21 protein-coding genes are annotated in these 23,278 nt (G+C 59.2%); 8 read left to right on the top strand and 13 right to left on the bottom strand.

Annotated elements, in window-relative coordinates; genetic code table 11:
* Positions 1-108: 108 nt before the first annotated feature.
* The 4 genes from Enr8_RS25665 to glmS form a co-directional block, all read right to left on the bottom strand.
* A complete protein-coding gene (locus tag Enr8_RS25665; protein ID WP_186767881.1) occupies positions 109-876 on the bottom strand; it encodes a hypothetical protein in 768 nt (255 codons plus the stop codon).
* 284 nt (positions 877-1,160) lie between these two features.
* Positions 1,161-2,012 (bottom strand): hypothetical protein, encoded by an 852-nt coding sequence (locus Enr8_RS24860; protein ID WP_146437046.1) that lies wholly within the window; start codon positions 2,010-2,012, stop codon positions 1,161-1,163.
* A gap of 279 nt (positions 2,013-2,291) precedes the next feature.
* A complete protein-coding gene (locus tag Enr8_RS24855; protein ID WP_146437044.1) occupies positions 2,292-2,894 on the bottom strand; it encodes a hypothetical protein in 603 nt (200 codons plus the stop codon).
* A 103-nt stretch (positions 2,895-2,997) separates the two neighbouring features.
* Positions 2,998-4,872, bottom strand: a complete 1,875-nt coding sequence (gene glmS / locus Enr8_RS24850) for a glutamine--fructose-6-phosphate transaminase (isomerizing) (protein WP_146437042.1) — start codon at positions 4,870-4,872, stop codon at positions 2,998-3,000.
* 196 nt (positions 4,873-5,068) lie between these two features.
* Between glmS and kdsB the strand changes: the two genes are divergently transcribed.
* The 3 genes from kdsB (at position 5,069) to Enr8_RS24835 (ending at position 8,069) form a co-directional block, all read left to right on the top strand.
* On the top strand, positions 5,069-5,848 hold the full coding sequence (kdsB, locus tag Enr8_RS24845; RefSeq protein ID WP_146437040.1) for a 3-deoxy-manno-octulosonate cytidylyltransferase: 780 nt from the start codon (positions 5,069-5,071) through the stop codon (positions 5,846-5,848).
* Between the two features lie 191 nt (positions 5,849-6,039).
* Complete coding sequence (locus Enr8_RS24840) at positions 6,040-7,686, top strand: CTP synthase (protein ID WP_146437038.1); 1,647 nt, start codon at positions 6,040-6,042, stop codon at positions 7,684-7,686.
* 23 nt (positions 7,687-7,709) lie between these two features.
* Positions 7,710-8,069, top strand: coding sequence for a DUF1844 domain-containing protein (locus Enr8_RS24835; protein WP_146437036.1), 360 nt, complete (start codon positions 7,710-7,712; stop codon positions 8,067-8,069).
* Positions 8,070-8,210: 141 nt separating this feature from the next.
* On the opposite strand, the gene Enr8_RS24830 is transcribed toward Enr8_RS24835, so the two are convergent.
* Positions 8,211-9,440, bottom strand: a complete 1,230-nt coding sequence (locus Enr8_RS24830) for a GTP-binding protein (RefSeq protein ID WP_146437034.1) — start codon at positions 9,438-9,440, stop codon at positions 8,211-8,213.
* Positions 9,441-9,656: 216 nt separating this feature from the next.
* Here Enr8_RS24830 and Enr8_RS24825 point away from each other — a divergent pair, with 216 nt between their 5' ends.
* Positions 9,657-10,127, top strand: a complete 471-nt coding sequence (locus tag Enr8_RS24825) for an HD domain-containing protein (protein ID WP_146437032.1) — start codon at positions 9,657-9,659, stop codon at positions 10,125-10,127.
* Between the two features lie 109 nt (positions 10,128-10,236).
* On the opposite strand, the gene Enr8_RS24820 is transcribed toward Enr8_RS24825, so the two are convergent.
* Both Enr8_RS24820 and Enr8_RS24815 read right to left on the bottom strand, forming a co-directional pair.
* Complete coding sequence (locus Enr8_RS24820) at positions 10,237-10,425, bottom strand: hypothetical protein (RefSeq protein ID WP_146437029.1); 189 nt, start codon at positions 10,423-10,425, stop codon at positions 10,237-10,239.
* 91 nt (positions 10,426-10,516) lie between these two features.
* A complete protein-coding gene (locus Enr8_RS24815; protein WP_146437027.1) occupies positions 10,517-11,764 on the bottom strand; it encodes an acyltransferase family protein in 1,248 nt (415 codons plus the stop codon).
* A gap of 59 nt (positions 11,765-11,823) precedes the next feature.
* Here Enr8_RS24815 and Enr8_RS24810 point away from each other — a divergent pair, with 59 nt between their 5' ends.
* On the top strand, positions 11,824-12,066 hold the full coding sequence (locus tag Enr8_RS24810) for a hypothetical protein (protein WP_146437024.1): 243 nt from the start codon (positions 11,824-11,826) through the stop codon (positions 12,064-12,066).
* Positions 12,067-12,138: 72 nt separating this feature from the next.
* Here Enr8_RS24810 and Enr8_RS24805 read toward each other — a convergent pair whose 3' ends face one another.
* A complete protein-coding gene (locus tag Enr8_RS24805; protein ID WP_146437022.1) occupies positions 12,139-12,621 on the bottom strand; it encodes a division/cell wall cluster transcriptional repressor MraZ in 483 nt (160 codons plus the stop codon).
* A 336-nt stretch (positions 12,622-12,957) separates the two neighbouring features.
* Here Enr8_RS24805 and Enr8_RS24800 point away from each other — a divergent pair, with 336 nt between their 5' ends.
* The 3 genes from Enr8_RS24800 to Enr8_RS25660 all read left to right on the top strand — a co-directional run bounded on the left by Enr8_RS24800 (position 12,958) and on the right by Enr8_RS25660 (position 15,628).
* Positions 12,958-14,223, top strand: coding sequence for a beta-ketoacyl-[acyl-carrier-protein] synthase family protein (locus Enr8_RS24800; protein ID WP_222434946.1), 1,266 nt, complete (start codon positions 12,958-12,960; stop codon positions 14,221-14,223).
* A gap of 486 nt (positions 14,224-14,709) precedes the next feature.
* Entirely contained in the window at positions 14,710-15,234 is a 525-nt protein-coding gene (locus Enr8_RS24795; protein ID WP_146437016.1) for an HD domain-containing protein, read from the top strand.
* A gap of 124 nt (positions 15,235-15,358) precedes the next feature.
* A complete protein-coding gene (locus Enr8_RS25660; protein ID WP_186767880.1) occupies positions 15,359-15,628 on the top strand; it encodes a hypothetical protein in 270 nt (89 codons plus the stop codon).
* Here the strand turns inward: Enr8_RS25660 and Enr8_RS24785 are convergent.
* The 5 genes from Enr8_RS24785 to Enr8_RS24765 form a co-directional block, all read right to left on the bottom strand.
* Positions 15,568-16,509, bottom strand: coding sequence for a diguanylate cyclase (locus Enr8_RS24785; protein ID WP_146437014.1), 942 nt, complete (start codon positions 16,507-16,509; stop codon positions 15,568-15,570). The genes Enr8_RS25660 and Enr8_RS24785 overlap by 61 nt on opposite strands.
* Before the next feature lie 205 nt (positions 16,510-16,714).
* Positions 16,715-17,677, bottom strand: coding sequence for a GGDEF domain-containing response regulator (locus tag Enr8_RS24780; RefSeq protein ID WP_146437011.1), 963 nt, complete (start codon positions 17,675-17,677; stop codon positions 16,715-16,717).
* A gap of 174 nt (positions 17,678-17,851) precedes the next feature.
* Complete coding sequence (locus Enr8_RS24775) at positions 17,852-18,550, bottom strand: 2OG-Fe(II) oxygenase (RefSeq protein WP_146437009.1); 699 nt, start codon at positions 18,548-18,550, stop codon at positions 17,852-17,854.
* A gap of 175 nt (positions 18,551-18,725) precedes the next feature.
* Entirely contained in the window at positions 18,726-20,156 is a 1,431-nt protein-coding gene (locus Enr8_RS24770) for a DUF1501 domain-containing protein (RefSeq protein WP_146437006.1), read from the bottom strand.
* Between the two features lie 4 nt (positions 20,157-20,160).
* Positions 20,161-23,274 (bottom strand): DUF1553 domain-containing protein, encoded by a 3,114-nt coding sequence (locus Enr8_RS24765; RefSeq protein WP_186767879.1) that lies wholly within the window; start codon positions 23,272-23,274, stop codon positions 20,161-20,163.
* Positions 23,275-23,278 lie beyond the last annotated feature (4 nt).

Here is a 23,278-nt window from a genome sequence, read left to right as displayed (position 1 = left end):
GGCCGAAGAAGACATGCGGAAGACCTCCCTGCAAAGCGAACGCCTGGCGGCGAAACGGACGTCGCGAAATCGCCAAGACGTATTTGCCGGATTATCGCAGATTGCCCATCATGGCGCAATCGCCGTGCCCTTCAAGCTCGGCGGGGGTTCCACGGGCTTGGGAGGCTCTTCCCTGCCTGAACTTGCCATGCCAGGCGGGCCAGTATCGGGCGCAGCCGTCATGGGCGGGCCAATCGGGCCGCTTTCGTTAAATCGGACCGACTGAACGATCGCGTCCCACCTAGAATGCTGGAGACTTCCATCGGCCTCCCCCAACAGGACGTAGATGTACCTTCGATCTGGAATATAAGCCGCAAAGTGCACCGTTTGCCGCGACGGCATTTGGTACGTCGCCATGAAAGCGTTTCGTCCGCCGACCACCCCACTCCCCATACGCCGATTTTGGACCTGGCTTTCATCAGGCGGCAGCGGGGGTATTAGTTGCTTGGCTTTTTCGATCGCGGCATAGCCAGATTCACCTTCCACTTTTGGAACGATGATTAACTTGATTTCGTTAAAAGCGAGGCCTTCGGAAACGTCGAATTGCGGCGGAACAGTCCAACGAAATTGCTCGCGTCCGTCAACTTGCTCTTGCTTGATCGGCCCGGCTGGAAAACTCAACTCGATCGGGTAGTTCTTGGGGCGGAACGCTTGAAGTTGATTCGGATCGAACATCGCCGAATCCGCTGGGCCGGAACCAGAGGAGTTCGACGTTGAATGCTCAACACCGAAAGAGGCCTGAAAATGAACCGTGGGAGGGGCCTGGGATTGCTTGGCGAGATTCCAGGCATAACTTCCGGCGATCGCCAGGCCGCCGATCAAGACGACCAACGCCAACAAACCGCCGCCAACCATCAACAGGGTCCGCGTCGCTTGACTACTGCCGGCCGATTTTCGCTGTTTCGGCAGCGGTCCCAGCGTTGACGCAGAAGAGAAAACGTCGTCCAAGCCGCCAAGTGGTTCATCGACCGGAGCCGCAGAAACCACCGGAATTTGAATCGCAGCATCTTTGCACTTGGGGCAACGGATTTTTGCCCCAGCAAACTTATCGGCGACCCGAAACGAGCCGCCGCAATTCGAACATTGAACAGGAATCGGCATCATTCATTCTCAAGAAAAAATCAGCGTGTGAACCGAAACGAGTTTTTGATCGCCTCGAACTCGGTCGACGTAACGTCGGTAGGCCGCCCCATGCCTTGCAGGTGATAAATCCCGCTGGGGTGCGCCACCGATAGCGACATCCAGACCATCGAATTGTCGCCGATCAACTGACGATCAACCGCGCGATAGCCGTCAATCGTGGGCGTGGTTCTTGCGATGCGCTCGGGGGGAAAAGCCCTCCCAGGCCAGCCGATGTTGTGCGTCTGCTCCAGCCGCTCAATCGCCGCGAGATCTCCCTCCCCCGGCAAACGATGATGATGGACAACTCGAAACAGAAAACGTCGGTCGACAGTCCGTGCATTCGGTCCCCCGCCCGGCCCTGGCGCCCATTGATAGACGGTGTCGGAGCCATGCTGAAAAATCACGACGTTGTGCGTCGGAAGATCGACCGCAAACGGGTGGCGGGCGCCGTGATAGGTGACAAGCTGCATTGGGGGAAGTTGCGGCTGTGAACGCGAGCCTTGAGGCGGTGGATCATGCCCGGGGATGCTTACCGTCGGAGCGCTGACGATCACCGGAGATGGTGCAGGCGACCGATCGCCTCCTCGGACCGCAACCGCCGGTTCCTGACCAACGGGTAAAGGCGCTGGCGCCTTGGGCGAGGGGCGAAAGCTCCCGTCAGTCGCTTGCGGCGACGTCGCGTCGGTTTCCCAGGCAGGCAACTCGACCGATCCCAAACCTGCGACCGCGCCCCATGTCGAAAACACCGCGATGACGACGCCGCCGACAAGCAGCCCCGGATGCCGACCGTGCTGGCAACACAGGTCTAAGTTGGTATTCGGCGTCGCCCTGGCTCGCTCCGCGTTCGGCAACCAGAATCTCCGCCGCGTTGCACTTGGGACAACGAATCTTGCAGCCCGCGAATTTGTCGGCGAGCTGAAAACTCTGACGGCATTGAGGACAGTTGACTGGAATCGGCATGGAGACGCCTTGGCCAGGTTTTTCGAAGAGACAACGAGAAAAGGAGGGCGCCTTCCACGCCCTTCCTAGCAATGCTACTCGACCGGAATCTCCTCCCACAACACAAATTTGCCGACTGAATCGGGTACGCTCGAGATATTTCTTGTTGTCGGACGCGCCCTATTGGCCGGTTACCGACCGCGGTTCATCGGAACGAACGAGCCTGGCTCCGGCCGAACGTTTGCCTGAACGGCGCCGGGCGGGAGATTGTCGCTCGGTTGATCGAATGGCGCAGGCATTGCGGCTGGTGCGATCGATGGTTCAATTCCGCTTTCCCCACGAGAATTGGCGACAAACGAGTCGCCGCCTCCAAGTGGATTGAACGAAGAAGGGGCAGAACCAGCAACGGGAGCGCTTTGCGACATCGAGGGGGCGGGAGCCATATCGGGCCCGGCGACGTCCACTTCGCCAAACCCAAAGAAGAGAAAATAACCAGCCGCGATCAATCCGCAGGCCGCAATGGCTGAGCCCAGCCAAACTCGTCCGCGCATCATCCAGCGGCGGGCAGATCGGCTTTTCAGAAACGATCCCTGTCGCTTCGCCGTCTCGGCGGCGGCATCATAGATGGTCTCGTCCGGCTTCAGCCGAAATTCGCCGTCGTCCCAGCTCGACTGACTGGTGGCGACCTGAATCACCCCCACTTTGCATTTCGGACAACGGATCTTTGAACCGGCGTATTTATCAGCGACCTGAAACGAGCCACTGCATTGTGTGCATTGAACGGAAATCGACATCGTGCGTCCCCAAATTACGATGGCAAGGAGCTCCCTTGCTACACCACCAGAGGGGTAAAGTCAAGCACGATTCTAGAGTTACGCCGTAATGACGGGGAAGGCCCTACTCCACCGTCACGCTCTTCGCTAGATTCCGCGGTTTGTCAACATCACATCCGCGCAATTGAGCGATGTGATAGGCCAACAGCTGCAGCGGAATGATCGAGACGATCGGCTGTAAGAACTCCTCCACCATCGGGATCCGGATCACATCGTCGGCGATTTTGGCGACCTGGTCATCATCTTCACTGGCGATCGCAATCACCGGGCCGCTGCGGGCTTTGATTTCCTCGAGATTCGACATCACTTTGTCGTAGACGACGCCTCGCGGCATGATGAAGACGCTGGGCGTTTGCTCGTCGACCAGGGCGATTGGACCATGTTTCAATTCGGCGGCCGGATAGCCTTCGGCGTGGATATAGCTGATTTCTTTCAGCTTCAGCGCCCCTTCTAGAGCCGTGGGGAAGTTGAAATGCCGCCCCAGGTACAGGAAGTTGCTGGCGGCCTGGTACTTCTCGGCGATTTTGCGCACAGCGTCGTCCGCTTCAAGGGCCTTCTCGACCGCGGCAGGCAATTTCTGCATCGCTTCGATGATGCGGTAGCCCTGATCGAAGCTGAGATGGGTCAATCGCCCGAAATAAAGCCCCAGCATCGCCATCACCGCTAATTGCGACGTGTAAGCCTTGGTCGAAGCGACCCCGATCTCCGGTCCAGCGTGCAAGTAAATGCCGCCGTCCGCCTCTTGGGCGATCGTGCTGCCGACGACGTTGCAGATCGCCAGCGTCGGATGCCCTTTCCGCTTCATCTCTCGCAGGGCGGCCAGCGTATCGGCCGTTTCGCCGCTTTGCGTGATTCCAAACACCAGCGTCCGCCGCGGAACCGGCGGGTTGCGATACCGCAGTTCCGAGGCATATTCGACCTCGACCGGGATGCGAGCCATTTCCTCGATGATGTATTCGCCCACTATCGCCGCATGCCAACTGGTGCCGCAGGCAGTTAACAGAATCCGATCGACGCCGCGCAACTCTTGCGGCGACAGGTTCAAACCGCCAAAGACGGCCGTCGCGTCGTCCAAGCTCAAGCGGCCCCGCATCGTGTTCTGAACCGATTGCGGCTGCTCGAAGATCTCTTTGAGCATGTAATGTTCGTAACCGCCCAGGTCGACGTCGGACGCGTCGATCTCGATCACTTCGACGCTATGCTCAATCGCGCCATGATCACGATGCCGAACTTGCAGCGTATCGGCGGTCAACAAGGCGATCTGATGGTCGGCCAGATAGACGATCTTGTCGGTAAATCCAGCCAGCGGCGAAGCGTCGCTCGCCAGGTAATGAACGTCGTCGCCAACGCCCACCACCAGCGGACTGCCCAACCGGGCCGCCACGATCAGATCAGGGCGATCCTTGAACAGAATCGCCAGACCATAGGTGCCGCGCAGTTGGACCAGCGCGTCTTGCACGATGTCGATAACCTGCTCGTCGGTCGGCGGCTCGTTCGCCTTTCGATCGGCCAATCGTCGGCGGCGGCATTCTTCGACCAGGTGCGCGATCACTTCACTGTCGGTCTCCGTCGAAAACTGATAGCCGCGGGCAATTAGCTTTTCCTTCAGCTTGGCGTAGTTCTCAATCACGCCGTTGTGGACCAGGACGACCTCGCCCCCCTGGCCGACATGCGGATGCGCGTTGGTTTCGGTCGCCGGGCCATGCGTCGCCCAGCGGGTATGCCCGATGCCGGCCGAGCCAACCAAATGCCGTTTCGAGAGCCGGGCCGCCAGATTATCTATCCGTCCGGCCGTTTTGCAGACGCTGATGGCATCGTCACCAGGGTCGATCGCGGCGATTCCAGCGCTGTCGTAACCCCGATATTCGAGCCGACGCAGCCCCTGGACGATGAACTCAACCGCCTGACGGTCTCCAACCACACCCACGATGCCGCACATCGCATGCTCCTGAAACGTCGTAGAAAAAGGACGCGCCCCGACAGAAAGATACGCCCATTATGGGCAAACTAGCATAATCTGGGCAATTTAAGAACAGCGATCAGGGAAGGGGCGAAAATTGGTCTAGTTGTTTTGTTTATGCCGAATTTACAATCCGACGATTCCCGTTCGTTTCCGCTGGCCAAGGAAGGTCGCCATGTCCCCCCAAGCTCCGCTCCGTCTCCACCTTCGTACCGCCGTCATTATCCCGGCCCGCCTGCAGTCGACCCGTCTGCCGCACAAGATGCTGTTGGCCGAAACGGGCAAGCCGCTGATCCAGCACACCTACGAATCGGCGGTCGATGCCCTCCGCCCCGAAAAGGTGGTCGTTGCGACCGATCACCCCTCGATTCAGGAGGCCGTTCAGAATTTCGGCGGCGATGTGATCATGACCAGCGAAGCGTGCGCCAGCGGCACCGATCGCCTAGCCGAAGCGGCGATGCAGCTGCCCGAGTTTGATCTGCTGCTCAACGTCCAGGGGGACGAGCCTGAGATCGCTTCAAGCTCGATCGACGCGTTGATCAAGCTCATGGAAGAAAACCCGAGCGTGAACATGGGGACGCTGGCCACGCCGATCCGCGAAAAGGCCCAGCTTTCGGACCCGGCCTGCGTGAAGGTTGTGCTCGACCAAAACGGCAAAGCGCTGCTGTTCAGCCGCAGCCAGATTCCGTTCGTCCGCGAGTGGGACGATGCCGTGCTGGAGGCCGATCCCCCCCACTTCTTGATGCACCTTGGCATTTACGCGTATCGCCGTGATTTTCTGCTACGGATTGCCGCGGCTCCGCGGACCGAAATCGAAAAGCTGGAAAGTCTGGAGCAGCTTCGAGTTCTGTCGATGGGCGAGTCGATTCACGTCGGCGTCGTCAACGAGGCCTCCTCGGGGATCGATACCCCCAGCGACTATGCGGCATTTGTCAGCCGCAAGCTTGCTTGTTAAGATAAAGCCCCAGGGGTGACGGTCCTGGCCGAAACAGTCTCTTGCGTCTCTTGCGTCTCTTGCGCCCTAAAAAGTTGGTTTAGGCGCGATTAGGGAATTCTGACGCAAATACGCCTCGCCGCTCATCGTTGGGCGGCGTTCGTCTTTTGGGGTACGCTAGCAGCAGATTGCTGCATTTGCAGGGAAGGTTCATGACCAAGCATATTTTCGTGACCGGCGGCGTTGTTAGCTCACTCGGTAAAGGGCTGACCAGCGCTTCCATCGGCATGCTGCTCGAGCAGCGCGGGCTTCGCGTCAAAATGCAGAAGCTCGACCCCTATATCAATGTCGATCCCGGCACGATGAGCCCCTACCAGCATGGCGAAGTCTATGTGCTGGACGATGGCAGCGAGACCGACCTCGACCTGGGTCACTACGAACGCTTCACCAATAGCCCCCTGACCCGCGACGCCAATTACACGACCGGTCAAATCTACCTGTCGGTGATAAACAAAGAACGTCGCGGCGAGTTCCTGGGCAAAACGGTCCAGGTCATTCCGCACATCACCAACGAGATCAAAAGCGTCATCGAAAAGCTGGGGGATGACGAAACCGACGTCGTGATCACCGAAATCGGCGGTACGGTCGGCGACATCGAGAGCCAGCCGTTCCTCGAAGCGATTCGTCAGTTCTCGCTGACGGCCGGCAAAGAGAACTGCCTGTACATTCACTTGACGCTGGTTCCGTATCTGAAAGCGGCGGCCGAGCTAAAGACGAAGCCGACCCAACACTCGGTTGGCCAATTGCGGGAGATTGGTATCCAGCCCGATATCTTGATCTGCCGCACCGAGCGGAACCTGAGCCACGACGATCGCGAAAAGATCGCCCTCTTCTGCAATGTGCCGATCGAAGCGGTCATTGAAGAGAAGGACAAGGACTTCTCGATTTACGAAGTGCCGCTCAGCCTGCACGAGAACCGGTTGGACGACCTGATCGCCAAGAAGTTCAAATTCCCCCGCACACAGATCGACCTGACGCATTGGCAAGAGATTTTGCACACGCTACGTAATCCAGAGGCCGAAATCAGCATCGCGGTGGTCGGCAAGTACGCCGAACACAAAGACGCCTACAAGTCGATTTACGAAGCGATCGACCATGCCGGCATTGCCCATCGCGCCCAGATCCGGATCGGCCGGATTCAGAGCGAAGCGATCGAGTCGGAAGGCGCCGAGCGGCTGCTGTCGGGCTTCGACGGCATTCTGGTCCCTGGCGGTTTTGGCGAACGGGGCATCGAAGGCAAGGTCGAAGCAATTCGGTACGCCCGCGAGCGGAACATCCCGTTCCTCGGCATTTGTCTCGGCATGCAGTGCGCCGCGATCGAGTTTGCCCGCAACGTCGTTGGCCTGGAAGGCGCCCACTCGACCGAGTTCTCGAAAGACACGCCGCACCCGGTGATCTGCCTGCTCGACGAGCAGAAGAACATCACTGACAAGGGTGGCACGATGCGTCTAGGCGCCCAAGATTGTTCGCTCACGCCTGGTACCCACGCGCATGACGCGTATGGCCAGGACCTGATCAACGAGCGACATCGCCATCGCTACGAGTTCAACAACAAGTACCGCGAACAGTTCAGCAGCCATGGGCTGCGATTCTCGGGACTGAAGCCCGATGGCTCACTGGTCGAGATCATCGAGAACGAAGAGCATCCGTGGTTTGTCGCGGTGCAGTTCCACCCCGAATTTAAATCGAAGCCGATCCAGGCCCAGCCGCTGTTCGCCGGCTTCGTCGGCGCCGCCATCGAACGTCGCGGCAAGTCGGCGCCCAACGCCTCGCCGAGCGAAGAAACGGCCGAAACGTAAACCTACTCTCCGAAGGACGCCCCATGAGCCCGGAAGCCGAAAAACCGCAAACCGAAGAAACCGCCGCCGATCAACCGGCGGCCGAAGCGACGACGACGCACGCTGGCGCCAAGTTTGACCCCAGCAAACTGCCGCCGCCAGACTTCCGGATGCTGATCTCCATGCTCGCCACCCAGGCCTTCGCCGCGATGGGGCAAATTCCCAATCCCGAAACCGGGCAGCCGATGGTCGAACTTGGTCTGGCCAAGCACATGATCGAAATGTTGGCAGTGATCGAAACGAAGACCAAGGGCAACCTGACGACCGACGAAGAGCAGATGCTCGAAAATGCCTTGCATGAGCTGCGGATGGGCTATGTGGCGATGTCACAGGGGAAGAAGTAGCGACGACCGCAGTTTAGTCGCAGCGGGCTACAAGGCGGTGCCTGCGATATCAAGTCGCAGGCGGGTTGCGCAAGCGAGCGACGCATCGCGAGAGTGGTTGACCTCTTAACGCTTGCTCCACCCACCCTACTCGAGTTGTGATTAATCCTCTTCCCCCGTCTCCACCGCCGGCATTGGATCCGCAAACCGCTCCCACATCTCCGGTCCCTGGACATATTCCATGTCGGTGACCAAACAGGCGTCCAGTTGCTCGCGAATCGCTAATTCGTCCATGTCGATTCCGATAAAGACCAACTCCTGACGGCGATCGCCATATTCGCCTTGGAACTGCGCTAGCACGTCCTGCGGGATTTCGCTCTGTTCGGGCAGCAACTCTGAAGGCGCTCCGGCCCACCAATAGCCGACTGGCTCCAGTTGCATAGAGACTCCTGCCTGCGACCACTGGAAGGCGAAGTCGTTCTTTGACGCGATCCAAGCAAAGCCCTTGCTGCGCATCACGCCGTTCAAGACGCCGTTGTCCAGGTCGAGCGCGGACCAGATTCGCTCGGGATGAAAAGGACGGCGGGCCCGATAGACGAAGCTGCCGATGCCATATTCTTCGGTCTCCGGCTCTTCGGCGCCACGCTCGGTTTTTAGCCATTCGGGATGCTCGGCCGAATCCGCAAGTTGATAGAGATTGGTTCCTAGCACCTGGTCGAGTTCGATCTGGCCATGTGAGGAAAGCAGGACTCGGGCAGTCGGATTCAAACGACGAATCAGCCCCTGAATCAGTTCCAATCGATCGGGCGCCACCAGATCGAGCTTGTTGATGATGATCACATTAGCAAACTCAATTTGATCGACTAACAGATCGACGACGTTGCGTTTGTCCTCATCGGAAAGTCCGACCCGGCGATCGGTCAGGTCGTCCCATGACGTGTAGTCGGTCAAAAAATTGCCGGCGTCGACAACGGTGACCATCGTGTCGAGTTCGGCATAGTCGGCCAGCCGCTCGCCTGACTCGTCTTCAAACGTGAACGTCTCGGCGACCGGCAGCGGTTCGCTGATTCCGGTGCTTTCGATAAGTAGGTAGTCAAACCGCCCTTCACGCGCCAGTCGCCCGACTTCCAACAGCAGATCTTCCCGCAACGTGCAGCAAATACAACCGTTCGACATTTCGACCAGTTTTTCGTCCGTTCGGCTCAGTTGAGCGTCCCCCTGACGAACCAGCGCTGCGTCGACGTTGACCTCGCTCATGTCGTTGACGATCACCGCCACCTTCAGACCTTGGCGATTCTGCAGGACATGATTGAGCAGCGTCGTCTTGCCGGCTCCCAAAAAACCAGACAGAACGGTTACCGGCAGTTTTCGAAGCGGGCTGGGGGCGATCATGGGGTCAATATCCTGTAAAAGGAGAAAAGGCGGTGAAAGAAGCCAGTTCGTACATACTATGCACTTGCAGTCCTTTTGCAATAGCGCAGGCCTAGTTTTACCCGCTCAGGCAAGGCCGCGCCGGCGGCGCCGCCCCTTGGTTGCATCGCTGTGCCGGTCCGAATCGAATGCAGAGCGACACGATCGCAGTTTCCAATCCTTCCTGGAAGACACCCCTTGGCCACGCGCGAGAAAGCGGTAGAAATCGCCGCCACCGCACACGCCGGCGTCAAAGATAAACAGGGCCAACCCTATCTCCTTCACCCATTGCGCGTGATGCAGGGCGTTGAAGGAGAAACGGCGCAAATTGTAGCGGCACTACATGACGTGGTTGAAGACACGCCGATCACTTTCGAGGATCTGGCCCTGGAAGGTTTCAGCGAGGAAGTCCTGGCCGCCCTGCGATTGGTCACGCACGACGACGGTCAGTCGTACGCCGACTATGTCATTGCCTGCAAAGCGAATCCGATCGCCCGGCAGGTGAAACACTCGGACCTGCGCGACAACGCCAACCTCTCGCGACTGCTGCTGCGTCCTGAGAAATTCGCCACCGACGCCCAACGGATGCAACGTTACGTGCTGTCGTACCGTTTTCTGGAAGAGGAGATGACGGACGTGGATTATAAGAAACTGATGGCGGCCCTTTGACCAACACCGCTGGCCAAGCGGCTAATCTCAGCGAAACTAGCCGCTGAAATTAACCGCCAAGAGACTCGTACGACGATCTCTTCTCTTCCATTCAAATGGGCGAGCCTGCCTACTTGCCCAGCTTCTTCTTCGCCTGGGCAACCCCTTTGCTCACCGTATCGGCGAACTCGGCGGCGTCCATTTTCGCTAGGACGATGAAGGCCTCAGACAAAACCCGTTTCGTATCGGCCACGGTGATCGCCGTCTTGGCCGTATCGGTATGCCGCGAAACTTCGTTGTAGAAGTCGGTCAATTTCATGTCTGCCGCCTTTCGATTGTTGGGATTGAAAGCGTTTCCTTGACTATACGCCCTCATCTTACCATTTGCGTCAGCGACGAACAGAAGTAGGTCAGACCTTGATGTACACCTTCCGCCGATCCATGACCGCCACAATCAACCAATACACAATCAATAGGCAAACGCTGAACAAGAATGATCCGAGCCGCGGATCCATCCATTCCCAGCGAAACAGATGGCTATAGATCCACGGCAACGGGCTAGTCCAGCGGTCGCTTCCCTCCGGATGCCAACGAAAGAGGGCAAGCAATTTCACAACGACAGCGCTGAAGACAAAGATAAACAGAGGATTCTTGCCGAAGACCTCAAAGAAGCGGAACAGCCCGCCGAGCAGTCGTCGCGCGAGCGTCGCCAAGCGTGAGTCGCCGCCGTTCTCGCCGGCCGGCACTTCCAACCAATACAGGATCGACGCCAAGGCGAGCGTCGCCAGCCCGCAGGTATGCAGCACGAACGACGATGTCCAGATTTTTTTGTTCAGCGGAAACAGCAGCTGCCACAGGTAGGCGGCCAGCAGCAGGTGAACTCCGACCAGCATCAACCGACCGACCAGCGCCATATTCTTCTCCGAACGCAGCATCATCTGCCCGACCAGCCAACCAATCATCACTTGGGCAACGCCGGTGATGGTGCTGAAGAGCCCCTCCGGATCAAACGGAACCCCTTCGCCGTGATAGAGATGATTCTCGCCCAACAGCGCCCGGTCGATTTTCGTCCCGATGAATCCCTCCAGACTGTAAGGATCGGCCGGATCACCGAGCACCAGGCAGGCAATCCAATAGCCGACCAGCAAGATCGCGGTCGCCACGACAACGCCCCGCGTCTTACCCGCTTGGCCGAGCCACCACACCAACATCGCCGCTCCGCCGTAGCTAAGGGCGATCCGCTGCAAGACGCCAAAGATCCGGCAATGCTCGAGCGATTTCAGCGTCAACTCGCCGGCGTCGTTCCAGCGAACGAACGGAAACAGGTTGAGCAAGAAGCCGATCGCGAAGATCAACAATGTGCGGACCAATATCCGCCGCATCACTTCGCCGGTACTCGCATTCTCCAGCCGCGCAAAGACGAACGCGAGCGCATTGCCGACCGCGAACAGAAAGAAGGGAAAGACCAGATCGGTCGGCGTGCAGCCATGCCATTTGGCGTGCTGCAGCGGCGGGTACATCGCCGACCAAGTTCCCGGGTTGTTGACCAAGATCATCAATGCAACCGACGCCCCGCGAAAGACGTCGAGCGAGCGGAAGCGAGTTGGTTTGGCTGCGGCTGGCCCTTCTTCGGCTGTTGCGACAGCGGGATGATCCATGGCGTTTCGGCTAGTTGAGGTGAACTCGGAGAAGAACCGGAGTCTACCAAATCGCTAGCATGGGCAACGCGAAAACCAGGAAAAGCGAGAGACGCTTGCGCAATCGGGCGACTTTTGGCGTTCTCTGGCCGATCTACGCGGCCAACAACCCCCTGCCCCACCAACGCTGGCGCAAAGAAAAAGCCGCTGAATCCAGGGGACTAATCTGGATTCAGCGGCCATTTAACGGTGTCGGTATCGACCAAAAGCTCGGCTTCCATGCCGAAGTTGCCATCCTTGGATGTGTCTTGCCAACAATCTAAGGCGCTGTGGACTAAACAGCTTCTCAGTTGACGATCAGTCGATACGAATCACCGGGGGTACGCGTTGTTCGGTTAATTGGACAAGCCGTCGAGCAGGCTGCGGAACTCAGGCATCTGCTCTTCCAAGTTCGCCAGCCAGGCGTCGGGCCTCCAAAGTTCAACACAGACGGCGGCGCCAACAATCAGCACTTCTCCGCCTGTTTCAACTCCTAAAAACTCTCGAAAACCTTCCGGAATCAGCAGTCGCCCTTTCGCCGCCAACTGCACGTTGCGTTGACGCGTCGACAACAGCCGTCCCAGCATCTGCACATCAGCGATCCGACCTTCCAGTCGCCCGGCGTCAATCTTGGCCTTCACCAGGTTGACCCCTGCGTCGAGCTTGGCCTGCCATTGGGCCGAGTTCCACAAACTCAGGCAGCCAGGCCGCTCTTTGACCAGGATCAGGTCCGCCGACTCTTCGCAAAGCGGCTCCGCCAATTCCGTCGGAATCGATAAGCGAAATCGCTCGTCGATCTTGCGGTTGAACTCACCCAGGATGAAGTCAGCGGTCGCCATAGCTGTCGAGGAGATCCCCGGGCAGGTTGCGGGCGAAGCCAAAATCCGGTTCTGGGCCGATTTCCCACAAGATTGACTAAAGTTTTCCTCAAGTGGGCTCAAATCCCACGCCTCGAAGTGTAGCGAATCTAGCCTGAACCGCAAGCGCCGTGGGCCAACTTTTCCATAAATTGCGAATCGCCGCCGCGAAGTGGGCCGAAATCCCACATCGCGAAGGGACGCAAAAATTGGTGTCGCGGCAGATTCGGATATTTCGTACTCTTCGCCCCGCCTTTGGATTCCGCAATTGCCCAGCCTTTGACCTACTCGGAAAACTTCGCCCATCTGGTTCGTTTCGTGATTTCGCATCTCCCCACAGAACCTGTCGTCATCACCGGAATCGGCATGATCACCTCGATCGGCCAAGACCGCGAATCGACATGGCGCGCCGCCCAGCGCGGCGAGTGCGGAATCCGCCGAATGACGAACCTGGGACCGATTCCAGATAATCTGGTCTTGGGCGCCCCGGTCGATCTGCCCAATCAAGATCCCGACGTCATGAAGCCAATGCAGCTGAATGACATTGCCGCCGCCGAGGCGATGCGCGACTCCCAAATCGACCTGACCGACGTCGACCTTGACCGCTTTGGCTGTGCGATCAGCGGACACATGGGCGACGCTGCGGGACGCAGCGTGCTGGAAGGCCGCGACGTCAACTGGGTCACCTCTGGCAACCGCTGGTGGCAGCAGCTCTACCCCAACACTTCCTGCGGGCAGATCGCCAATCGCTACGGCCTGATGGGGCCGCGGATCTGCCACTCGACCGCCTGCGCTAGCGGCTTGATCGACATGCTGAGCGCCGTGCGAGCGATTCGCGACAACCAATGCGACGTCGCCTTGGTTGGCAGCGGCGAGACGATCGATCCCCTGTTTGCCGCCGGTTTTCGCAGCATGCGCGTCCTGTCAGATAGCGAAGACCCCAAAAACTCGTGCCGCCCGTTCGACAAAAATCGGAATGGCTTTGTGATGGGAGAAGGCTCGGCGATGTTCGTCATCGAGCGTCTGAGCCACGCGATGGCTCGCGGCGCCAAGATCTACGCCGAGATCCTCGGCTGCCGCTGCTTGTCGGAAGCGCACCATGTGACCGGCTTGGACATGGAGAGCGGCGCCCTGGAGCGTCTGCTGAACGATACCCTCCGTATCAGCGATCTAACCCCGCGCGACATCGAATACGTCAACTGCCACGGCACTGGCACCAAACAGAACGACATCAACGAAATCCGCGGCATTCGATCTTCGTTCGGCATTCAAGCGCAGAGGACGTGCGTCAGCAGTCTGAAGTCGATGCTCGGGCACTTGGTCAACGCGTCCGGCAGCGTTGAGCTGGCTATCACCACGATGGCGCTGCGAGACGGCTTCATCCCGCCGACTTCCAATCTGCGAAATCCTGATCCGGAATGCGACCTCGACTGCATTCCCCAAGTGGGGCGCCAGTTGAAGGCGCAGCATGCCCTAAAGCTCTCGGTCGCCTTTGGCGGCCACCTAGTCGCGGTGGCGATTCGCCGCTGGAACGATGCGGCGACCGGCTTTGGCTATCCCGAAGAGATCCGCCGCGCCGCCTAATTGTCGCTGGTGCGACGCCAGTGTGGTCAGCCGAAGCGGGCCTGACGATCCGCCAAGTTTCTGGTCGACTGCCGATCAACATGAACGACTCAAAGCCGCGCAGGGGATACAAATCGGCGAATCTCTCTACAATCACGGTTCTTGTCTTCTTTGGCATACGGTCTGCTGTAGATCGCTATGGGAAGTAGCCGCTCAATCATCGTGTCGCCGGCAAATGCTCGGCCGATGCCAAGGAAAGGTCAGTCGCATGGAGATGCAGCTCCACCTCATCGAGGGGAAGACGCTTCGCAACACTCGAAACCGAGCGTTTCGTTTGAATCTCGCGGCTGCGCGTGTTTGACGAGCTGGTTCGCGACAACTTCAATCCGATTTGGTCATCTCCGGCCGCAAGGCCCACTCCCTGGCCGACGCTCCCCAAGCTCGCTCAATCCAGTCACGAACCCCCTAGGCTCCTCCGCTGTGCCGGTCGTTTTGTAGAATGCGGGCATGGAGCTCCGACCGATCTTAGCGCTGGTGCTATCTAGCTACGAACTCTCGCCGCGAGGCATTCATGGCGTCGCCCATTGGGCCCGCGTGCTGGAGAATGGCTTGCGCGTCGCTCACGAAACTGGCGCGAATAAAAAGATTGTTTCGTTGTTCGCCGTGTTGCATGACTCGCAACGCGAATCGGATGGTCACGACCCTCTGCATGGTCCACGGGCGGCCGACTACGCGCGCCGCATTCGTTCTCGGCATCTGGATCTGACCGACGACGAATTTGAGCTGCTGTATCAGGCCTGTGATGGTCACACCCATGAGCCAACGCATCCCGACATCACGGTGCAATCCTGCTGGGATGCCGATCGACTGGACCTCGGCCGGGTTGGGGTCACGCCGCACCCCAGTCGCCTCTGTACCGATTACGCCAAGCAGTCGACGACGATCAACTGGGCCCATGACAGAGCCACGTTTGGCGTGGTTCCGGCCTGGGTGGAAGAAGAGTGGGGAATTGACGTAACGCCGCGGAAATGACTGGCCGAAGACGCCAGAAATTGGCCCCCTCAAGTCTCACACAAGTGGATCTAGGAGAGGACCAGTCTCCCTCTAGAATTGGGGCAATGCTTCGCCCATGGCGCCCCGATTGATAAGCCCCGACGTGCCGTCTTCCGCTTCGCAGCTTCCTTACGCCGCTACTCTTGTTCGCTTCACCCTGGCCGCTTCGTTTCTGTCGGCAGTCGCCGACCGCCTGGGCATTTGGTCGGGACTCGGCTCTAGCGAAGTCGCTTGGGGCGATATGCAGCAGTTTCTCGCTTATACGCAGCTGCTCCTGTGGTACGTACCAGTCAGTCTGGCCAACTCGCGCCGCTACAAGGTTGTAACGGAGAGCGGCGGTTCCGGCGACACGCAGGCGCCATCATTCGTATAGCAACAGTCGCAGCCGCTATGCTTGGCAGCGTACAACGCTTCGTCCGCCCGGTGCAGCATCGAACGCAAATCGTCTCCGGCTTTCACCTCAACGACGCCCCCGCTTAAGGTGAGCTGCAATTCGTCCTGAATCCGGGCGGCACACATTTCACCGATCTTCGCGCGAACGCGGTGCGAAACCGGCAACGCGTCGGCCAAGTGCGTCGAAACGAAAATCACGGCGAAGACCTCACCGCCCAGCCGCGCCGCCATGTCGGTCGCACGCACCTCTTGGTAGAGACTCTCACCGACGACCCGCAACGTCTTGTCGCCGACGTCATGCCCCCAGTCGTCATTGATTTTCTTGAAGTTGTCGATGTCGAAGACTCCTAGACTGAACGGAACGCCATGACGGCGAAACTCGTGCAGTCGGCGGTCCATCTCGCGTTCAAACGCCCGACGATTTCCGATGCCGGTCAGTGTGTCGGTCATCGCTTGGGACTGGGCGGTCGCAATATATTGTTGCCGAGCGAGCGCTTGGCTGACCACTCGAACCAACTGCGACGCGCCAACGTCGCACTTCGCGATTACCTCCTGGGCGCCATGGCGAATCGCCTCTAGCTCAAGCGCATCATCGTCGCCGGCGGTCAGCACGATCACCGCGGCGGAGGGCGCCGCTTCCTTCAAACGCGTCACATTCGCCAGGCCGCTGCAGTCGGGCAGCTCGAGATCGACAATCACCAGATCGTAGGGTTGATCATGCGTCGCCGCGATCGCATCACTCAGCGATACGACGCGATCGATGGTTAGCGAGCCCTCACTCACCTGCTCTAGACGAGCCCGAACGTTGTTGACGACTTCGTCCGATTCGGCGGTAATCAATAGGCGGTGCAGGTCATTCAACGAGGTATCCTCTCGCAGACGTTGGCGTTATCCATTCAGCACGCTTCGCCAGAGATTGCGTGGCGCTTCTGAAATCTACGTTGAGCCGCAGCTCGATCGCAAAGAATCGCCGCCAAACCTCCCGGCGCCGTCCAAACCCGCCGCCACTTGTCGCTACAACCGCTATGAGCCGCCCAAAATAGGCGACATTGGGAGGGCCTATTCGCTACGAGTGTAAAATCGGCGTTCGATGATCGGCGGCCGTTAGCGATTCTAGGGGCACGATTCCCTTCCCATCATGGACCATGCAGCGATTCCGCCCATTTTCCTTGGCCGAATAGAGCGCTTCGTCCGCTCGGTTGTAGAGCGTTTCCAGATCATCCCCTACCTGCACCTCGGCGACGCCGCCGCTGAGCGTTAACGAAAACTCCGGCTTCACCTGCAGGCGGCATTGCTCGCTAATCGTTCCACGAATCCGATTGGAAACGCGACAGGCGTCTTCCAAACGACATCCCGCAAGAATGGCGGCAAACTCCTCTCCCCCTAGACGCGACGAAAGATCAGTCGCCCGCAGCTCGTTCACCAAAGTGCGTCCGACGACGCGCAGCGTATTGTCGCCGACGTCATGGCCCCACGCGTCATTCACTTTCTTGAAGAAATCGACATCGAAAATCGCCAGGCAGAAGTGAACGTTACTTCGCCGAAAATCGTGCAGCCGGCGGTCCATCTCCCGTTCGAAAGCCCGGCGATTGCCGATTCCGGTCAACGCGTCGGTCATCGCTTGGGCCTGGGCGGTCATAAGCCGCTCTTGCCGGACTAGCGAATGCCGGATCGTGCGAATCAACGTCTCGCGGCGGAGACTCTGTTTCGACAAATACTCTTGGGCGCCGTAGCGAATCGATTCGATTGCGTCGGCGCCGTCGTCATCGGCGGTCAGCACGACGATGGTCGTCGTCGGAGCCGCTTCATGTAGACGCTGGACGTTGCTAAGTCCCTGACCATCGGGTAGACCGAGATCGGCAATGATTAGATCGAGCGGATGATCGTGGATCGCGGCGATCGCCTTCGCTAGCGTATCGACCCACTCGACCGAGAAGTTCTCTTCGACGCACCCTTCGAGAAGATACTGGATGATCCTGGCGTCGGAGTCGTGATCTTCGACGTACAGAACCCGAATCGCATCTGTCATACCTGCCGCCCATATGCAAAGTGATTCGCTTAAAGCACTAAACGCTATCTTGCTTTCCCTAGCGCGACCGTCCTGCCTGCCTCGAATGGGCGATAGTCTGCGACAATCCGAAGTGCGTCTGTCGGCGAGATCAGGCTGACCACTATCGTCGGCCGCCGATAATCGCTGCAATCGTTACGTCGCGTCATGAAAAATGATCCCCAGCGTATGTCGCCGGCCCGTGCGAATGCGGCTCACCCCATGTCGCATCTCGAACCTACCGGCTTCTTCCCCACCAACCTGCGGCCGATGCCGCACTGGGAAGATCACCCCCTGCCCTCGACCCAACGGTACGACCTCGGCTCGCGTCTGCATTTGCGGGCTCTCCTCGGTCAACAGAAACTCGCCCCCAGTAAAATCATTGCCGCGATCGCTGAGCAGAATTGCGACCTGCAACGGGAAGACATGCTCGCCGTAGACGTCCTGGTGCAAGCAATTGAAGTCGCCTGATTCGTATCGCAGCAGCAATGGGGTCGGCTTTCGCTGTCCCGCATCGTGACAGCGAGTTAAGAACCGCGAATGCGTCTCCGGGAAGCGGACGTCGATCGCCAGCTTCTCGTTCCAACGATTGGCGATCGCGGCCAGACCGGGATAAAGATCGTTCCGCAGCTGGGCGATCGCCTCTGGCAGCGGATAGGCGAAGTACTTGTATTCTCCCTGACCGTATCCTTGCTCCTGCATCACCACATGCTTGCGAAAGAGGGAATCCTGGTCGAAAGCGGCGACGGAAGCGGCGCACTGTTGGGGTGACAGCAGATCAACAACCGCATAGCCATCGGCGTCCAAGTGCTGGCCAATCGAGCTCCAATCAAGCTGCCTTTGTTTGTTCGTCATCAGCCAATTCTTATGCCAAAAGTAGTAGCGGAACCGTTCTCAGTCAGTCGGCAGTTTCGGCAACTTGCCGGGCAAGCGATTGAACCGCCTCCACGTCACTGCCTCCAATGCTCAATCGACCCGAATTGCGTGCGCTTTGTCAACAAGAAATCGGGGAAAGTAGAGTTGGCCCCAACTACGACTGCAGAATATCGCTGACCACGTTGCCGGCAATGTCGGTCAGGCGAAAATCACGTCCCTGATAGCGATAGGTCAAATCTAAGTGGTTGACCCCCAGTTGATGCAAGATCGTCGCGTTCAGATCGTGGATGTGGACCGGGTTCTCGACGACGTTGTAGCCAAACTCGTCGGTCTGGCCATATTGGATGCCGGGGCGAATACCGCCGCCAGCCATCCAGATCGTATAGCAGCGAGGATGATGATCGCGACCGTAGTCATCGACCGTCAGCTCCCCCTGGCAATAGGCGGTCCTGCCGAATTCGCCACCCCAGACGACCAGCGTATCTTCCAGTAGTCCGCGGTCCTTCAAGTCCTGCACTAGCGCCGCTGACGCCTGATCGACGTCGCGACATTGCCGCGCCAGATCGCGTGGCAGGTGCAAATGCTGATCCCAGCCTCGATGATAGAGCTGGATAAAGCGGATGTCGCGCTCGGCCAAACGCCGGGCCAGCAAACAGTTCGCCGCGAAAGTGCCCGGTTTCCGCGCCTCTTCGCCGTACAGTTTAAAGGTCGCTTCTGGCTCGTTGCGGAAATCAACCAACTCGGGCGCTGACGCCTGCATGCGATAGGCCAACTCGTACTGAGCGATGCGGGCCTCGATCTCGGGATCTGGTATCGACCGCGCCTCAAGCCGATTTAACTCGGCGACCGCCGCGATCATCTGCCCTCGCGACTTTCGCGAGACGCCGGCCGGATCGCCCAGGTAGAGGATCGGATCTCCCGCGCCGCGAAACTTCATCCCTTGATGCTCGGCCGGTAGGAACGCGCTCCCCCACAGCTTGTCGGCCAGCGGCTGCTGGTTGCCGAGACTGCTGCCGCGCGAGATCAAGACAACAAACGCCGGCAAGTCGGCGTTTTCGCTTCCCAAGCCATAGCTGACCCACGCGCCCAGACTGGGCCGGCCGGGTTGTTGCGTGCCGGTCTGCAGCAACGTCATCGCCGGGTCGTGATTGATCGCCTCGGTATGCATCGAGTGGACGAAGCAGGCGTCGTCCGCCAGCTTGGCCATCTGCGGCACGGCCGAGCTGAACCAGGCGCCGCGAGCGCCATGCTGCGCAAACGGAAAAATGCTGGGCGTCAGCGGAAAGGTCGTCTGATCGGCGGTCATCCCGGTCAGCCTCTGGCCTCCACGGATCGAGTCGGGCAGTTCCTCGCCCTGCCGCTCGGCCAACATCGGCTTGTAGTCGAACAGATCGTGCTGCGACGGCGCCCCAGACTGACAAAGGTAGATGACTCGCTTTGCCTTGGCGGCCGCCGATCGGGTCGCCGCTTGCAAGGTAGATTCGCCAAGAGACATTAGCGCAGCTGCGCCGAGCGCCGTACCGGCCTGGCCTAAAAAAAGCCGGCGGCTGAGCAAGTTGGCGAGTTGTCGCTGTGAGTCATGCATAGGTTTAGTTGGCGTGGATCGCTTCGTCGAGGTTCATGATCGTGCTGACCACCATCGTCAGCGCCGCTTGTTCATCAGCAGGGAGATCGGCCGTAGGCGATTCGCCAATCGCGACCAATTCTCTCGCCCCGTCCAAGTCTTGCCGATAGTGTGCCAGTTGGGCCTCGTAGACGCGAGCTAGTATTTGCCGTTCCTGCTGACTGGGCGCGCGAGAAACGATCCTTCGGAAGGCGGAGGCAATTTGCGTTTCGACATCGGGGGTGGACTGCATCATCTCGGCGGCCAAAGCGCGGGAGGCCTCAATGAAGGTCGGGTCGTTCATCAGCACCAGCGCCTGCTGCGGCGTATTGGTTTGGCTACGAGTCAGCGTGCAGAATTCTCGGTTCGGCGCGTCGAAGGCGGACATGTTGGGTGGCGGCGACGTCCGTTTCCAAAACGTGTACAAGCTGCGGCGATAGAGCCGGTCTCCATGGTCCTGGGCGTAACGCTGAGCGGTAAAGTCTCTTCCATACGAAATCGCTTCCCACAAGTCGGCAGGCTGGTAGGGGCGAACGCTCGGTCCGCCGATATGGTCGTTCAGCAAATCGCTGGCGGCCAGTGCGGCGTCGCGAAGCTGTTCGGCCGAGAGTCGCAGCCGTGGCCCGCGAGCAAGATATTGATTGGCCGGATCGGCATTCCATTTCGCCACATCAACGGCACTGGTTTGCCGATAGGTCGCCGACATCACGATCTGTTTCAGCAGCCGCTTTACGTCCCAATTGTTATCGCGAAAATCCGCGGCCAGGTAGTCGAGCAGGGCCCGATTGCTGGGGGGCGAACTTCGTAGTCCAAAATCTTCAGGAGTGGCGACCAGCGACGTCCCGAACAGCTTCTGCCAATATCGATTGACCGCAACGCGAGCGGTCAGCGGTTGACGATCATCGGTCAGCCATTCGGCCAGCGCCAGGCGATCGGCGTTTGTATGGCGCCGAAGCGACGGCAAGCAGTCGAGCACGTCCGGCGTCACCGTTTCGCCCGGAAGATCGTAGCGGCCACGCTCCAAAATTCGGGCAGGTCGTCGCTCGGTCCGCTCGCGCATGACCATCGTTTCGGGAAAGTTCTCGATAAAACGACGCCGCTGCCGAGCGATCGTTTCGTGTCGCTCAACTTGCTGGGCGTAGTGTGGATCGGTCTGGCGGAGATAGTGGTCGAGTAGCGTCGCTTGTTCGCCGTCGGTACGTTGTTCGGTCGGCTTGGCCAGGATCTCGCCGATCGGATCACCACCTCCAAGACGCTGCACTTCGAGCGGACTGAGCGTGCGGGCATAGATGCGAACATCATCCAACAGCCCCCGAAAACCGTCTAGCTCGCCGGCCCGGCCAAACTGTAGCTGCGTTACTTCAGGAGACGCCTGATCGACTTCCATGGTGTCGATCCGCTCGCTGGGCGACAGCGGCAAGAGGACGCCATCGCGATAGACGGCGATCTGCTTGCCGTCGACCGTCAGGGTGACCTGCTGCCACAGGTTCTTTGACATGACCTCTGTCGTGTGAAGACGGCGCTCGATCGTTTCGTAAACCAGTTGCCCCCGATCAAGCGAGAGCGTGAAGTCGGGCGACGCCGCCAAGACCGTTGCGTTCGATGTTGTTGGATATGCCCACAACCCAATCGAGAAGGTGTCGCCCAGCTGTATCGCTTCGCTCGGCGTGATGAGCGTCCGCCCGTCACAAAGGAGAGCCTGGTCAAACTTGCCGGGCAAGAATAGCGGCGCCTCATCGTTTTCTCGCTGGATGCGAACTCCGCCGCTCTCGCCATCCAGGGAGAGTCGGGCGGCGCTGTCAGTCGGCGGATTGGCGGCTGCCGCAACTTGTTCGGTTGATCGCTCCCAATTGGAAGGCGACTGCTGCGCTTCATCGCGGGCGGCGGAGAGCGCCGCGTCAAGCGTCCGCAGTTGTTGATCCAACCCGGTAAGCTGCTGGGATTGCTCCTTGGTCGGACTGATGATTGTTGGCGCCGCATTGCCGCGACGACCATCGAGCCCCTGGTCATCGACATTGTTGAAAAAGGCGTAGAACTGGTAGTAGTCGCGCTGCGAGATGGGATCGTACTTGTGATCATGACACTCCGCACAGGCCAGCGTCAGCCCCAGCCAAACAGTCGCGGTGGTATTGGCGCGATCCGCGGCGTAGAAGTGAAGATACTCTTCGGGAATCGCCCCCATTTCGTCATTGATCGGATGATTGCGATTGAAGCCGGTCGCAGTGATTTGGTCGACGGTCGCATTGGGCAAGAGATCGCCGGCAAGCTGCTCGCGCGTGAATTGATCAAACGGCATGTTGGAGTTGTAGGCGTCAATCACCCAATCACGCCAGCGCCACATGTCGCGATAGCTGTCGATGTTGAAACCATGCGTGTCGGCATACCTCGCCAGGTCGAGCCACTGCCGTGCCATCTGCTCTCCGTAATGCGGCGAAGCCAGTAACCGATCGACGACGCGTTCGTAGGCGCCGGGGCGCTGATCCGCGAGAAAGTCTTGGATCTCGGTGGCGGTTGGCGGCAAGCCGGTCAGCGCAAAGGTGACGCGGCGGAGCAGCATTTCGCGACTGGCTGGTTCGGCCGGCGTCAGATCGTGCTCTTTCCACTTTGCTGCGACCAGGCGATCGATTGGCTGATCGCTGTAACCTAGCAATGCCGGCGGCAATTCCGGTCTGACGATTGGCTGAAACGCCCAATGCCCTTCCCACTTGGCGCCATTGTCGATCCAGCGTTTGATCGTAGTGATCTCGTCGAGCGAGAGTGGCCCGCCATGGCTGGGCGGCGGCATTTGCTCTGCCGGATCGCTAGCGATCAAACGCTGATAGAGTGGGCTATCAGCGGCGTCGCCTGGCTGAATGACCGCGGGCTGATCGCCGCGACGCTGAAAAAGGGAACTTGCCTGATCGAGCCGCAGATCGGCTTCTCGCTTGTCGGCGTCAGGACCATGACACGCGAAGCAGCGCTGCGTCAGAATCGGCAGCACCTGGGCGGCAAAATCGGGGCGCACCCCTTCCGGACTATCGGCCAGGACATAACGAGTCCCGAGCGCCGACAGGGCGAAAATTGCGAGCTGGAAGAGCGACAGCTTCAACGGCAAATGCACAGCT

This window comes from Blastopirellula retiformator, from assembly GCF_007859755.1.
GTDB lineage: Bacteria > Planctomycetota > Planctomycetia > Pirellulales > Pirellulaceae > Blastopirellula > Blastopirellula retiformator.
This window is presented reverse-complemented; position numbering and strand designations above follow the sequence as displayed.

Excerpts from the sequence above, each read along its gene's own strand:
- Enr8_RS24855 (WP_146437044.1), bottom strand. The coding sequence starts at position 2,894 with ATGTCGATTTCCGTTCAATGCACACAATGCAGTGGCTCGTTTCAGGTC.
- glmS (WP_146437042.1), bottom strand. The coding sequence starts at position 4,872 with ATGTGCGGCATCGTGGGTGTGGTTGGAGACCGTCAGGCGGTTGAGTTC.
- kdsB (WP_146437040.1), top strand. The coding sequence starts at position 5,069 with ATGTCCCCCCAAGCTCCGCTCCGTCTCCACCTTCGTACCGCCGTCATT.
- Enr8_RS24840 (WP_146437038.1), top strand. The coding sequence starts at position 6,040 with ATGACCAAGCATATTTTCGTGACCGGCGGCGTTGTTAGCTCACTCGGT.
- Enr8_RS24835 (WP_146437036.1), top strand. The coding sequence starts at position 7,710 with ATGAGCCCGGAAGCCGAAAAACCGCAAACCGAAGAAACCGCCGCCGAT.
- Enr8_RS24830 (WP_146437034.1), bottom strand. The coding sequence starts at position 9,440 with ATGATCGCCCCCAGCCCGCTTCGAAAACTGCCGGTAACCGTTCTGTCT.
- Enr8_RS24820 (WP_146437029.1), bottom strand. The coding sequence starts at position 10,425 with ATGAAATTGACCGACTTCTACAACGAAGTTTCGCGGCATACCGATACG.
- Enr8_RS24815 (WP_146437027.1), bottom strand. The coding sequence starts at position 11,764 with ATGGATCATCCCGCTGTCGCAACAGCCGAAGAAGGGCCAGCCGCAGCC.
- Enr8_RS24810 (WP_146437024.1), top strand. The coding sequence starts at position 11,824 with ATGGGCAACGCGAAAACCAGGAAAAGCGAGAGACGCTTGCGCAATCGG.
- Enr8_RS24805 (WP_146437022.1), bottom strand. The coding sequence starts at position 12,621 with ATGGCGACCGCTGACTTCATCCTGGGTGAGTTCAACCGCAAGATCGAC.
- Enr8_RS24795 (WP_146437016.1), top strand. The coding sequence starts at position 14,710 with ATGGAGCTCCGACCGATCTTAGCGCTGGTGCTATCTAGCTACGAACTC.
- Enr8_RS24780 (WP_146437011.1), bottom strand. The coding sequence starts at position 17,677 with ATGACAGATGCGATTCGGGTTCTGTACGTCGAAGATCACGACTCCGAC.
- Enr8_RS24775 (WP_146437009.1), bottom strand. The coding sequence starts at position 18,550 with ATGACGAACAAACAAAGGCAGCTTGATTGGAGCTCGATTGGCCAGCAC.
- Enr8_RS24770 (WP_146437006.1), bottom strand. The coding sequence starts at position 20,156 with ATGCATGACTCACAGCGACAACTCGCCAACTTGCTCAGCCGCCGGCTT.